The 13,521-nt window shown below is 39.4% G+C and carries 15 protein-coding genes and 1 pseudogene; 2 read left to right on the top strand and 14 right to left on the bottom strand.

Features of this window, described 5'->3' with window-relative positions:
• Window positions 1-142 precede the first annotated feature (142 nt).
• Window positions 143-1,009 (bottom strand): MurR/RpiR family transcriptional regulator, encoded by an 867-nt coding sequence (locus KQI58_RS16630; protein ID WP_216410148.1) that lies wholly within the window; start codon window positions 1,007-1,009, stop codon window positions 143-145.
• Window positions 1,010-1,185: 176 nt separating this feature from the next.
• On the opposite strand from KQI58_RS16630, the gene KQI58_RS16625 reads away from it, so the two are divergent.
• Both KQI58_RS16625 and KQI58_RS16620 read left to right on the top strand, forming a co-directional pair.
• Entirely contained in the window at window positions 1,186-2,070 is an 885-nt protein-coding gene (locus tag KQI58_RS16625; protein WP_216410147.1) for a BadF/BadG/BcrA/BcrD ATPase family protein, read from the top strand.
• A gap of 3 nt (window positions 2,071-2,073) precedes the next feature.
• Window positions 2,074-3,156: a DUF871 domain-containing protein gene (locus KQI58_RS16620; RefSeq protein WP_216410146.1), complete on the top strand. Its 1,083-nt coding sequence runs from the start codon at window positions 2,074-2,076 to the stop codon at window positions 3,154-3,156.
• A 122-nt stretch (window positions 3,157-3,278) separates the two neighbouring features.
• Here KQI58_RS16620 and KQI58_RS16615 read toward each other — a convergent pair whose 3' ends face one another.
• From KQI58_RS16615 to KQI58_RS16565, 13 genes and pseudogenes are all read right to left on the bottom strand, one after another.
• On the bottom strand, window positions 3,279-3,800 hold the full coding sequence (locus KQI58_RS16615; RefSeq protein WP_253295996.1) for a hypothetical protein: 522 nt from the start codon (window positions 3,798-3,800) through the stop codon (window positions 3,279-3,281).
• 414 nt (window positions 3,801-4,214) lie between these two features.
• Window positions 4,215-4,538 carry a hypothetical protein gene (locus KQI58_RS16610; RefSeq protein ID WP_216410145.1) on the bottom strand — a complete coding sequence of 108 codons (324 nt, stop codon included), beginning with the start codon at window positions 4,536-4,538 and terminating at the stop codon, window positions 4,215-4,217.
• Between the two features lie 232 nt (window positions 4,539-4,770).
• The gene (locus KQI58_RS16605) at window positions 4,771-5,124 is read right to left on the bottom strand and encodes a nuclear transport factor 2 family protein (protein WP_216410144.1); all 354 of its coding nucleotides are present in this window, start codon (window positions 5,122-5,124) and stop codon (window positions 4,771-4,773) included.
• 119 nt (window positions 5,125-5,243) lie between these two features.
• Window positions 5,244-5,477: pseudogene (locus KQI58_RS22815) on the bottom strand (IS1595 family transposase); the annotation flags it as partial.
• A 186-nt stretch (window positions 5,478-5,663) separates the two neighbouring features.
• Window positions 5,664-5,864 (bottom strand): helix-turn-helix domain-containing protein, encoded by a 201-nt coding sequence (locus KQI58_RS22810; protein WP_301282209.1) that lies wholly within the window; start codon window positions 5,862-5,864, stop codon window positions 5,664-5,666.
• A 21-nt stretch (window positions 5,865-5,885) separates the two neighbouring features.
• Window positions 5,886-6,275 carry a hypothetical protein gene (locus KQI58_RS22805; protein WP_253295995.1) on the bottom strand — a complete coding sequence of 130 codons (390 nt, stop codon included), beginning with the start codon at window positions 6,273-6,275 and terminating at the stop codon, window positions 5,886-5,888.
• Between the two features lie 410 nt (window positions 6,276-6,685).
• Window positions 6,686-7,039: a PTS glucitol/sorbitol transporter subunit IIA gene (locus tag KQI58_RS16595; protein ID WP_216410143.1), complete on the bottom strand. Its 354-nt coding sequence runs from the start codon at window positions 7,037-7,039 to the stop codon at window positions 6,686-6,688.
• Window positions 7,040-7,076: 37 nt separating this feature from the next.
• Entirely contained in the window at window positions 7,077-8,075 is a 999-nt protein-coding gene (gene srlE, locus KQI58_RS16590) for a PTS glucitol/sorbitol transporter subunit IIB (protein WP_216410142.1), read from the bottom strand.
• A 13-nt stretch (window positions 8,076-8,088) separates the two neighbouring features.
• On the bottom strand, window positions 8,089-8,640 hold the full coding sequence (gene srlA / locus KQI58_RS16585) for a PTS glucitol/sorbitol transporter subunit IIC (protein ID WP_216410141.1): 552 nt from the start codon (window positions 8,638-8,640) through the stop codon (window positions 8,089-8,091).
• Window positions 8,641-8,642: 2 nt separating this feature from the next.
• The gene (locus KQI58_RS16580) at window positions 8,643-9,125 is read right to left on the bottom strand and encodes a transcriptional regulator GutM (protein WP_216410140.1); all 483 of its coding nucleotides are present in this window, start codon (window positions 9,123-9,125) and stop codon (window positions 8,643-8,645) included.
• A complete protein-coding gene (locus KQI58_RS16575; protein ID WP_253295994.1) occupies window positions 9,122-10,975 on the bottom strand; it encodes a BglG family transcription antiterminator in 1,854 nt (617 codons plus the stop codon). The genes KQI58_RS16580 and KQI58_RS16575 overlap by 4 nt, the downstream gene beginning before the upstream one ends.
• 20 nt (window positions 10,976-10,995) lie before the next feature.
• Window positions 10,996-11,796, bottom strand: a complete 801-nt coding sequence (locus KQI58_RS16570) for an SDR family oxidoreductase (RefSeq protein WP_216410138.1) — start codon at window positions 11,794-11,796, stop codon at window positions 10,996-10,998.
• A 275-nt stretch (window positions 11,797-12,071) separates the two neighbouring features.
• A complete protein-coding gene (locus tag KQI58_RS16565) occupies window positions 12,072-13,520 on the bottom strand; it encodes a glycoside hydrolase family 1 protein (RefSeq protein WP_216410137.1) in 1,449 nt (482 codons plus the stop codon).
• Between the last annotated feature and the right edge of the window lies 1 nt (window position 13,521).

The following is a 13,521-nucleotide window of genomic DNA, read 5'->3' as shown; positions in this document are numbered from 1 at the left end:
CTCTTTGAACTCAGCCTGTGAAAACGCTTCATTAGGCTAGGCTTTTTTGAGTGCACCTTCTTTCAGTTCTTTAGGGTAGAAAACGTGTTACTTTACTCTTGACTTATTACCACTAGACTTTTTTAACAATAGATTGTTTGTTTCATTTATTTTTATAGAAATGGTTCTTGTAGTCCTTCACAAGTTTCGCTGATTGATTCAACTGAGAAATGCTTGATTCGTAATTCCGACTCACAAAATCATAAAAGATAATATCAATAGCCATAAACTGTAATAGTAAGGAATCCGTCGCAGCAATTCTTCCCGGTAATTCGATCGGCTGGCTCGTATGAATTTCCACATCACCTAGCTCAGAGATGGTATTGCTGCCCTTTTTAGTCATCGTAATGATTGGAACCTTTCGTTCTTTAGCGATTTGAGCTGCATATATTGCTTCTGGGGTTTCTCCTGAATTGTCTACTACCCACAGGGAATCCTCAATTCCAGCATTTGCTACTATCGGCAATAGATCATTCACATTATTAAAAGCGATAACAATCGTGCCTACACTTCCCCACTTTTGGGCAATGTCTTGAGCCACTAAATTAGAAACGCCGATACCCAAAACAAGTAACCGTCTTGAACGAGCAACTATTTGGCTAAGCTGATAAATTTGATCATCGTCTATTTCTTCAACCGTTTCGGCTAAAGAATTTTGAGTATTCACTAGTAAGCGTTCTTTGATGGAGCTGATTTCTTCATTTTCACGTACTTCTGGCTGTATTTTCCGACTAAGTTCTCCCCCGCTTAAATCCGCGGATAATTCTATTTTAAGCTGCGGGAAACCATAGACTTTTAACCGCTTACACAAACGGATAACAGCGGCACTGCTGGAATCAGCTGCTCTGGCTAATTGTTGAGCAGTCATTTCCAACACATCCTGCGGTTGGTCCAAAATAAACTGCGCGATTTTTAATTCTGATTTTGAAAACGCCTCTTGTTGTTCCTGAATTTTAGCAAAAATCGGCATCCTTGTTCCTCCCATAATGTTCTATCTTTACTAACTGACCTCCTTCAATCTTTCTTTTTTCTCCCCTTTTTAGAAATTCGATTTCATTTCTTCACAAAACTTGAAATAAAATTTCATTTCAGATACAATGTAAACGTATTTTTATTCCATGTCAAGTATTTTGGAGGAAAAAATCTATGCACTATAGAATAGGAATAGACAGCGGTGGAACAGTCATCACCGCTCAGGCTTACTCTGAAACAGGAGAATTACTGGCTGAAAGAAAGGCTGGACCAGGAAATAGTCTGGTCGATTTCAAGCAGACGAAACAAAATATTGAGAGCGTTTTAACAGAATTATTCGATAAATTGCCGATAGCTAATTGTGAGCTAATTTTAGCTGGTGTAGCCGGTAGTCAAAGTGCTGGAAACCAAAAAGAAATCGCGGAATTTATTGAACGAACATTTCATCGTCCAGCAGTCGTCTTATCCGATGCTGAACTGGCAATGCTGAAAGGATTACAGGGAACAGACGGAATCTTGGTCATCGCTGGAACAGGTTCGATTGTCTTAGGCCAATTCAATCAAACAGCCTACCGAGCTGGCGGCTGGGGACATTTATTAGGGGATCAGGGCAGCGCCTATGATTTGGTGCGTCAGGCGTTTAAAGGAATGCTGGGAGAAGCGGATCGAGGAATCATCGGTGATTTAACAAAACTAATTTTGCCAATAATTGGCGTAGAAAATGTATTTGAAGCTGTTAAACTGTTCAATCGTCTTCCTCGCAATGATTTGGCGGCTTTTGGAAAAGCATTTGCAGAACACGGCACTAAAAATCAGGCCTTTCAAAAAATTTTAAAGAGCTGCGGAAAACGTTTAGGCCTTCAGGCTTTGGCAATCCTTGATCAAATAGGTCCGAGCGCAAATCAAAGTAAAATTGCTATTACAGGTTCCGTTTTAACAAACAATCAAGTGCTCAAAGATAGCTTTGAACAAACAATCAAACATAACTATCCCGAAGTGGCGTTGATCCCTTTAGTTGGTACAAATGCTTCTGGGGTACTTTATTACAAAGGAGAATAAACCATGACATTTAGACAATTAGGCCTTTCCATTTATCCAGACCATAGTGATTTTTCAAAAGACAAAGACTATTTAGAACTGGGGGAAAAATACGGATATTCTCGACTTTTCATGAGTATGCTTGAAGCGGACGACATCCTTGCCACCAAGCAAAAATTCAGCAGGATCATTGCTGTGGCGAAGGATTTAGGCTATTTAACCATCATCGATATCTCTCCTCGCATCTTTGAAAAACTGGGGATCAGCTATCAGGATCTGCGCTTTTTTGCGGAATTAGGCGTGGATGGGATTCGTTTAGATCAAGGCTTTGATGGAAATACCGAAGCACTGATAAGCTATAATCCTTATGGACTCATCATCGAATTGAACATGAGCAATGATGTCGCTTACCTTGAGAATATCTTGAGTTATCAAGCCAATAAACCATATTTATTCGGCTGTCACAATTTTTACCCACAGGTGGGAACTGGCTTAACAGAAGAGTTTTTCCTAGAGTGCAGCGAACGATTTAAGAAGAATGGCATTCATACCGCCGCCTTCGTAGCCAGCCAATATGGAGAACAAGGTCCTTGGAATGTGAATGATGGCTTGCCTACTTTGGAAAGTGATCGTTATTTGCCAATCGAGGTACAGGCAAAAAAATTATTCGCCACTGGCCTCATTGATGATGTCATCATTGGAAATGCCTATGCCACTGAAGAGGAACTGAAGGCTTTAGCAGAACTAGATCGTTACCAGCTTCAATTGAAGGTGGATTTTTTAGCGGAGACAACAGAATTAGAACATAAAATTGCTTGTGATATGCAACATTTTCGCCGGGGAGATACGAACGCACTAGTCGCCCGCTCTACACAATCACGTGTTATTTATAAGAACGAGGCGAATCCTCCTCATGATAACGATGAGGAATTTGAATTTGGTGATGTTTTGATCGGAAATGACCGCTTTGGAATTTACAAAAATGAGTTGCAGATTGTCTTAACACCACATAAAGATGACCGTAAAAATAAAATTGGACGACTTTCAAAAGTAGAAATTGAGCTAGTCAATTATTTGAAACCATGGACAAAGTTTAAACTGGTTTGATCCCTTTTCAAGTTATCAAGAAACAACACTCTTAATGAGTGTGAACACCAAAAAAGAAGAAGTATCCAATAGCGATACTTCTTCTTTGCTTACTATGAAACGCATCAAAACGCTGCGCTTGCCTACAATATTTTAGCCGTGCACTTATTGCAATAAACACTGATTTCTTTTTGAAAGCGTTCGTCGACCTGTGTGGTTCTCTGTCGATCCATTAATTGAAACGTTTTTTCACCTACAACCATTTCTTCAATATCGGTATTCCCGCACTTAGAGCATTTCAATTTTTCTTTTTTGAACTGTTCTGCGTAAGAACGCGCCCTTTTCCGTCCTTCCATGAATGCGCGACATCTGTCGATCAACTCGATCTCCTGATAATTCAGCTCTCTTGCTTCTAGCTTGGAAGCATCTGCCACATTTACATATGAAGCGTATTTTTCTAATTCCTTTTGTACTTTCACTAGAGAGTCGTATGTCTTTATGCTTGCGATCTGCAGGACTGGTATTGGGATCTCATCTTCTGGAAATTGACTAGGGTACAAATCTGTCAGATGTACGTGACTCTTTCCATTTTGTTTATAAGTCCCTGAAATATAGCCCCCTGCCTCTTCATCATAATAAATGCCATACAATCTTTTATAATCCAATTACACCCACTCCTTCTAAATAACTCTCCTTCAATTTGTGTTTCAAAAAAGCCTGATCAATATGGAACGACGGTTTCATTGATAAAAGGATAGTATTAATTAAAATAATATTCCTTACTAATGATATCATTTTGTTTATTTTTTTTGGTTCTCAATATCTTTTCTTTTAATTAGCAATTTGAATAAATTAAAACTGTCATAAAACCACATTAAGTAGTGATATATAGCGATTTTTAAGCCATAAATGATAGCAAATACAAAAAACTGCGTATAACTTAAAGAATGATTAGATCGACTTCATTTGATCTTAATCTCAATAGAGCATCGAAAACTGCAAAAAAAGAGCTGTATCAAAATTCCTGATACAGCTCTACTAGCTACTAATCTAATGGGACTATTCATTCTTCTATCGTTTTACGCGTTAATAATTTTATGCTTGATTCCTTCATAATTATGCTCTGCAACCTCGATTCCTGACACCCAAACCACCTTCGCATTTTTTGCCCGTTCTGCATAAAGTGCTTTATTGGTCTTAGGTATAACGATCACATCTGCTTTTGGCAGCTCCTCGGAAAAATCATCACTGATGAATTCGAAAGCCCATTCAGGAGCTAACGTCTTTCGCATTGCCTTTTGAAATTTGATTGGATGCAGAGTCACACCACTCATTCCAGCAGGTGTACCAACCGTTTGCTGGTGATTGTTGAATGACCATACCCATAACACTTTTTTACTCATTGATTTCAGTCCTTTTTCGATAATTATCCGCTTACGAAAGAGGAAAATCAACTGTATAAAGGGTGGTTAAGGGCATTAATTGTTCTTCACTATTCTTTGAAAATTTATCTTATTTAGGCTATGTTTTAATACAGTGTTGCTATTATAACAATTTTTAAGGGAAGTTATTATACTTCCCTTCATGCACATTTTAAGAAATTTTCAAACTATTCATATAAGGGATAGTTTCATTTTATTCAATAGGCAAATTGTGCTGTTTTAAGAAAGATAGCTTATCCCAGTAGCCTCTTTGAAATAAAATTTTATTGTTTACTATTTGAAAGAAACCGCAGCCTCTCAAACCTAATGGATCACGCCATTCTAAAATTGCCCATTGTCCATCTTCGAAAATGTTTTCAACGATGCAAACCATTTCTGCGCTAGAAAAATCTTGTTCAAACATTTTCCTTATAGCCTCTTTCCCAATAACTGGCTCATTGGCAACCTGATGGTTTATTGCATTATCATCATATAATTCAGAAATAGTTTCTACATCCGCATTATTAAATGCGTCAACCCATTGGCAAAGTATTTCTTTTGGCTTCATATAATTTACCTCCTCGGCATGTAATAATCTTCATTTTAATTTGCAATACCATACAAAACAAGTATCTAATTGTATTACTATATTTTACTTTTACAATTAATTTCGAGAACCTGTATAAATTAAACATAGATAGGTTCTCGACCTCTAAAATCTATTACTCTTGTATAAGCATCGGATATATTGCATTAAATCACGAAATTTTTCTCTTTAACCGTTTCTCTATCATTTTCAAATAATTCGAGCCATTTGATCCAATACATAGAATTGCTTAACCATTTAGTCGCAATTCCATTAAACCTATTCAGCCACTTTTCTAACTTACTGTGAACAGCAATTATATGTTGGATATGATACCTATAGTTTTTGAATATCTGAAATCAAGATTTACTATTTGCCATAATATGACCTCTGAACCTGTAAATATTCCCTTATTGCAGCATATCATCAAAAATTATCAGTTTTACCATTTATTAAAAAGAACATCCCTCCTATAACGATATGCTGACAAATCTGGACAAATTTTTGATGCCTTTAAATAACTATTGAAGGATATAGCCTTTCCCCCAATAGGTCTTGATTCTTTTGTCTGTGTAGTTGCACTCATCTAGTTTTCGATTGATCTTTTTGGCTAAGTTAGAAAGCTGTGATTTCCTTGAACTGGACTCATCTTCTCCCCAAATTAACCAGCACATATCCTCTCTGGCGATTGTTTTTCCTTCCTGTAAATTCTCAAAAAACAATTGCTCCTGTTTACTTAATTTTCAATTGAATTCTTCTATCGAGGTCGCCATTAGGTATTCATCATTTTTAGTATTCAAGATATCTAAAAGCTCTCTAATCTCTACAAATGAACGATCAACATACATGACATCCAATTTTCCCTTTGGTATAGAGTTATTCTGTCCCTCTTCGCAATTAATTCGAATAATTTGCCCATCAAATAACGCAGAGGTTTCCTTAGCAATCGTTAGGAACTCCTTTTCTGATAACGTCTCGCTCAAAAATAGACAATCAAAGACATTTCCACAATTAGCCAATAAGGAATTGTTCCGCTCATTTCTCGTTACAAATACCTCGTGATTTAAAACCTGTAATTCTCGCTGTAATTCTAATTCATGAAAAATATTTTTGGTTAGCACTAATATTCTCATTTCGATTCCTCCATTAATCATCTATAGGATTTGTTTATTTTCTCTAATTTTTATGGATTTAATTCCAATACTATTATGTTTCATTTCTCAGCCTCAAAAACGTCATTATCAATTAAAAATAATAGTTTTTGAGTCTTGCTTTACTAAAAATAAATGAAATCATTCAAAATTAGAGAGTTTATCAACGATTAATTTGCTAACAGCGAGCGCAATACTACTTTTCACTTTCAATTTTCGATTTTTTAAGCGTTTAAACCTGTTATAAATATTGATATATTAGGTTTTTCTGTCAATATGCCAATTGTGATAGTCATTTCTTTTCCCGTGACATGTTTTGTGTCGCTCGTCCCTTTTAAATAAAAAAATCTTGGCAAATACCACCTTAGGGATACTTGCCAAGAAGCTCGTTTTTAATAAATACTGATTTTCGTTCCAATTTGAATCTCGGGCAGAACTTTTTCTTCTACGTATAATGTTCCTGGAAGCTCTGCTTCTTCGGCACCATCAAAACGCACGGTGATATGCCCTAAATCGTCCAAGTTCTTCTTAACCACATCGCCAACGGCTGTGATCTTGTACGTCTGATCGTTAAAGCCGAAGGTCATGCCTGGCAAAATGTCGCCGGTTGAAGCCTTTAGCTCAATGTTGTAGCAGTAATCAGCTAATGTCTCAGGGGCTTCATCTCCAAAAAAGATCAGCATTTTTTCAGCCTGAAACATCTCTGCCTCTGGCCCAATGTTCGTTACGTGCGTCTCAAAAATCATTTTTTCATCTCTCCCAACAACTACTTTTACCTTTAGTTTAACTGTACATACCGAAACTTGCCAGCCATGCTACGACTACGCGAGGCACTCCGTTTAAGAAACGGGAATACAAAACGGATGGCACTCCGACTTCAACAGTCTCTGCTTCTGCTTCCTCTAGACCTAAACCAACCGGAATAAAGTCCGCGGCATTTTGCGTATTGATGGCAAACAATGCTGGTAAAGCCAGCTGCGGCGGAATATTTCCTTTGCCGATTTCTACACCAATCAGGGTCCCTAGAATCTGGCTGATCACTGCTCCTGGCCCCAATAATGGCGATAGAAATGGCAGCGAACAGATAAAACCGATAATGATCAGGCCAATCACGTTACCTGCCAATGGTTTCATCATATTGGCGAAAACTGTTCCAATCCCTGAACCTTGAATAATCCCAATTAACAGCGATACGAAGGCCATGAAAGGAATGACCGTATTGATCATGGTTTGAACCCCTTCACGAGCCGACTGGTTGAAGGTGGCGACTACTTTCCCGGCTCCCATGCCGATCTTTGCGATAAAGCTTTGCTGTTCGGCCCGCTGTTCCGTGATCTTTTTATCCGTAGAGTACTTGAATTTCTTTTCTTTCTTCGGCTCCTCAGTCGGTGCAACAACTGCTTCACTTTCATCAGCTAACGTGATCTGATCAGTCCCAACGGCTGACACATAGATCTCTTCTGTAATATATTGTGCCAACGGACCGCTTTTACCCGTCGGTACAATGTTGACTGTTGGAATATTTTTCTTTGGATAAATCCCGCAGCGTAAGGTTCCACCGCAATCGATGATTGCTAAAGCAATTTCATCATCTGGGATCGAAGTTTTAAAGCCGTTTACTGGCTCCATACCACTCAATTCAACAATTTTATCAACAATTGCCGGTTTTTCTCCGCCGCCGGTTACGTAAATAAATTTATACTTTTCTTCTGTCGGCGTAATGACTAATGGTCCGCCAAATCCGCCGTTACCTTTAACAATCTTGATACTTTTGTAAGTCATTCTTTTTCCTCCTCTAGTCTACTGTCCGCACGTCTTTACTTAGCTCAATGCCTTGCTGTTTACAAACAAAGGCTGTTGTAAAGTCTGTGACCCAGCCGCCGATAAAGTTCATAACAACTCCTACCAACATATAACGAATCGCTAGTTCCATTGAATTCAAGCCTAGTGCTGTAATTCCTTGAGCGATTCCCATCCATACGAACAGTTCGCCAGGATTGATATGAGGGAAAACGCCGTTGCTTGTATGACAGAACTGTGCTTGCGACGCATAGTAGCTTGGTTTATAGTACTCTGGCAAGAAACGGGCCATCGTAAAGGACATTGGGTTTCCCAGCATGAAGGCTGACAGAAACGGCAAAATCAAATAGCGGGTAAAGGGATTTTTAGAAGAAGCCTGCGCAACCTTTGTTACTCGTTCTTCTCCTAGAAAGGCAATCAGAGTATTCATTGCCACCATCAAAAGTAAGACAACCGGGACGATCCCCGTCATCCAGCTGATAAATGTTTCAGCACCTGTTTGGAAAAGGCCCATGAAGCCTTCTGCGAATTTAATTAGAAAATCCATTTTTATACACTCCTTTTAGTAAATTTTGTCTGAATTGCTTGTTTTAGCATCGTTACTTTCAGCCCTACGTTCATCGCTGGTGAAACTGGCTGACTTTCCTGATAATTGCCCTTTTCAACTTCCATATAAACTTTTTGCGCGTTCATCGCGGCTTGACGAGTCAATTTGTTTTCCTTCAATAAAATTGGATGATCCGCAGATAGCTCATGAATATCCAAGCCGATGAACTGCGGCCGTGGTTTGAAGCGAGCCAAGATTGACGTTCCTTGCATCATTTCTGCCTCTCCGATTTTCCCTGTCGTATCTACAGCAAACAAAAGAAGTGTCCCTGAAGCAATCTTTCCCGGTCTTCTGCCGATAGCCACCCTGCCTCTTCTTCGCATCCGACCATATACCATATTGAAATTTTTAATTTGCTTTAATCCTAAAAACGTCTGAATAATGTATGCAACAAGAGCAATAGCACCTAGAAAAAAGATATTCATTTCCAAACTTCCCCTTTCGTTAATAGCTGTGTATATTCTTCCTTAGAAACAACTTCCTTCACCTTTTTACGCAGGTTCGGACTGGAAGAAATAGTAAAGATCGTATCGTAAAAACTCAACAGCTCATCCTCGGCCTCCATCGTTAAATCGACTGGGATAGCGACTAAAAAGACTAGCTCAACTTCTTCGATTGACGCTTTTTCAGGATACGAACCAATAAAGGCAATAATCTGATCACTTTGATTATTAATACCATGAGGAAACGCAATCCCGTTTTCAATCACCGCCGATTCCTCCTGCGATTTCTGCAGGATATAGGTTTTAAAAGCTTCATCAATCCACTTCTCAGCTTCAAGCTGATTCAACATCAGCAATAAGTTCTCTTCATATGATTTTTGACTGTCCAACGTCTGGAAGTTGAAATGAATATTCTCAAATGAAGCTGCTTTTGATGCAATAATCCGCTTCCATTCACCTAAAAGCCAATTATCATTAAACAAATCCGTCAGCTTGATCAACGTCGTAGGGACGCTGGTTTTATTTAGCGGAATGGTCGTAAAAATAGCGAAATAGCGATTCAAATCCTTCGTTTGGTATTCTTCCTCTGAATAATGAGCGATTCGAATGTTTGGCCCCAGTACATTGCCTAGCTGCCGCTTCAGCATCAAGGCCGTTCCCTTTCCGGTATTGCAGACAATCGCAATTTCTTTAAATTTCCCGCTGGTATCCGCTTTAAGAGCTAATTCAAAATAAATAGCTAAATAAGGAATTTCAGCACTGCACTGCGGCTTATTCAAAACATCTGCCAACGCACGAATACCAATCTCTGCTAATTCACAAGCAAACGCATGCTTCGTACGAAAATCCCGTCCAAAGATATCATATGTCTGTACACGAAAAATCATTCGATTAAGTAAAAACATAAAATGAGCTCGCAAATTTTTAAATAGCTGATCTTCATCAATAGCGATAATGACCGACTCGTGAATGGTCGTCATCATGCTTTTAAACAGCTGATGAACAATTGAATTGTCCGCTACTTCTTCATCCACTATGTTGTTGTTGAAAATATTCAAAGGAAAGCACAGAAAATCAAATTCAAACTGGCTCAAGGTCACGCTGTAGCCTTCTTCAATCGTCACCCGCAGCTCTTCCACCTGTGCATCTTCACTGAAATAATTAACGTAATACGGAACCGCAGCCGGTAGAGTATTTCCCTCCTGAATCCGATCCAAGGTTAAACCAATGACTTTTTGCCATAACCCGGCGGTTCGAAAATCCAGTTTCTTAGTGATTGATATTTCTTCAATTAATAGCAAAATCGTCTCACTTAAGCTGATATATTCCAAATAGTCATAGGCATGATACAAATACAACATCCGCAGATCAGCTTCCTGCCCTTTCATAAGCAATCCTTTGTTAGGGGTTCCAATTAATGAAATGTTAAATTTCTGTAGCAGCTGCTTCAAACTCCGCAGGTCCTTATTTACCGTTGACCGACTAACACCCAAACGTTCTGACAGATCGTCAATCGTTACGTAATCCTGCCGCTTCATAAAACAATCAATTAATACTGCCATGCGCTTACTGCTGGAATTAAAATCCATCTGTTGCTTTAAGCTGCCGTTCATCACTACCTCAAATTGCTTTGAATCAATTACCTTTAGCTGATAAACACCGGAGACTTCCACGATTTTACCTACATGTTCCATTTGTTCATTTAGTAATTGAATCGTCTTTTTGACTGTTTGTGAAGTTGTATTGGTAATCAGTTCTAGTTCCTCTAGAGTCAGTCGATCTTGAGTAATAAAATGCTGCAATACTTGATACCAACGGTTCACCAACGCCATCATATTACCCCGCTTTCACCTTAGCCTCTTGTTTTACCACCTGCGACATTAGTTGTAACACCAGTGATATAACTTGCTCGGTCAGATAGATAGTAGCATACTAGGTCTGCCACTTCACTTAACTTTCCGCTTCTTCCTAATGGAATGGTGGTGGTTTTACTATAATTTTGACGTAATTCATCAACGGTGATTCCCCGAGTATAAGCCAAGGCTGTTTCATACGAGAGGGTCCGTAAGCCCGTTTCCTCCATGATTCCCGGAGCAATCCCGACCACACGTATTCCCTGTTTGCCCAGCTCCTTCGCCCAAGAACGAGTGTAGCTATTCACTGCTGCCTTGGTCGCTGCATAAGCACTTTGACCTTCCGAGCCTTCCAATCCACTTTCTGAAGACATGTTGATAATCACACCTTTTTGCTTTTCTACCATGATTCTAGCAACTGCCTGACTCATTAAAAAGAGCCCTTTTTGATTGATCCCACAAATTTTGTCAAAAACATCCACAGATAATTCAAATTCGCCATGAGGCTGTTTACCATCTACTAGTAACCGCGGAACATTGATTCCTGCATTATTGACCAACCCGTCAATAGTTCCAAACTCTTTTACTACTTTTGCGACATTTGCTTCGACCTGTTCTTTGGATGAAATGTCTGTCGCAAAAAAGCGAAGATTTTCATGGGTTTGTTCTCCTTCCTTGAGATCAAAGTTTGCTACCTTCACGCCAATCTCCAGCAATTCCGTGACGATACTTGCTCCAATACCTGATGATCCCCCTGTCACAATCACTGTTTTACCTGCAATGTCTAACCAATCTGTCATAACACGTTCCTCCTATTTTTAATACACCCAAAGTATAGAGCCCTTCATTCACAAAATTAATACGGTCTTTTTATCGAGAGAATAAAAAAACGTGAACTAATTCGAGAGTTCTTGAAAAGGAAGGAGTAGATATAACTGATACTGTTTTTGTGGAGATTTCTGGGAAATTTAATTTTTACGTCAAAAAATAGCACGCATAGAAAATGATCAACATCATCTATGCGTGCTATCTATTAAGCAGCTTTATTCCATTTTTTTCTCTCTTATGATGGCGATTAAGTCAAATCCGCCCCATTTGTGGCAATGACTTTTTTATACCAATCGAAGGAATCTTTTTTCGAACGTCTCAATGTTCCATGTCCTTCATCGTCCAAATCAACGTAGATGAAGCCATAGCGTTTAGACATCTGACTCGTGCTTGCGCTGACTAGGTCGATACAGCCCCATGGTGTATAACCCATTAGCTCAACCCCTTCATCAATGGCCTGTTCCATCTCCTTAATATGATCACGGAGATAATCAATGCGGTATGGATCGTGAATAGCACCGTCTTCTTCTACGACATCCTTCGCTCCTAGACCATTTTCAACAATGAATAAGGGAATTTGATAACGATCATACAACTTGTGCATCGTGATTCTTAGACCTACAGGATCGATCTGCCAGCCCCAGTCGCTGGCTTTTAGATAAGGATTTTTCTTAGAGCCTAGTAAATTGCCCCCCACTTCTTCTCCATCTTTTTCATGGGTAGCAATACTACTCATATAATAACTGAAGGACATATAATCAACCGTGCCTTCTCGCAAAATCGCGTCATCGCCTGGTTCCTTTTTGATCGTAAGCTTATTGTCGCGGAAAAACTTGTTCATATAACTAGGATAATACCCGCGAATTTGAACGTCCGAATAGAATAGATTGGTATGATCGCTATCAATACTTTCCATCACATCCAGCGGATTGCAGGTATCTGGATAAGCCTCCATGCGAGCCAGCATGCAGCCGATCTTGGCATCTGGAATGATCTCATGACAAGCCTTCACAGCTAGTGCGCTTGCGACGAACTGATGATGAGCCGCTTGAAATTGCGACTGCAGCATGTTATCTGTTTTATCGGCCAAAATCCCACCGCTTAAATACCCAGTCATTCCGATAATATTGATCTCATTGAAGGTCAGCCAATACTTCACCTTGTCCTTATAGCGATTGAAAAGAACCCGTGCGTATCTTTCAAATGCTGCGATTGTCTCACGAGACTCCCAGCCATTTTGTTTGAAGGCTAATTCCAACGGAAATTCATAATGTGAAATCGTAACAAGCGGTTCGATGTCATATTTCAACAGCTCATCAAAAACAGCGTCGTAAAAAGCCAATCCCGCCTCATTCGGCTCACTTTCATCGCCATTTGGAAAAATCCGCGGCCAAGAAATCGATAATCGGAAGGTTTTAAAGCCCATTTCAGCAAATAGGGCAATATCCTCTTTGTAGCGATGATAAAAATCAATCCCGTAGCGTTTCGGGTATATTCCCTCTTTATCTGCCATCGCCGCCTTGACATCCGCAGTGGTCATTGGATTGGTGATACCATGCATATCTGTACCATTTTCTTTAATATAACGAGCTGTGTCAGCAGTCGACCAACCTTTTCCGTCTTCTAAAAAAGCGCCTTCAAATTGATTGGCCGCCGTTGCTCCGCCCCATAAAAAGTCTTTAGGAAATCCACTCATG

Source organism: Enterococcus raffinosus (genome assembly GCF_018917525.1).
GTDB classification, from domain to species: domain Bacteria; phylum Bacillota; class Bacilli; order Lactobacillales; family Enterococcaceae; genus Enterococcus_A; species Enterococcus_A raffinosus_A.
Note: the sequence above shows the minus strand (reverse complement) of the source record. Positions and strands in the feature narration are given on the sequence as shown.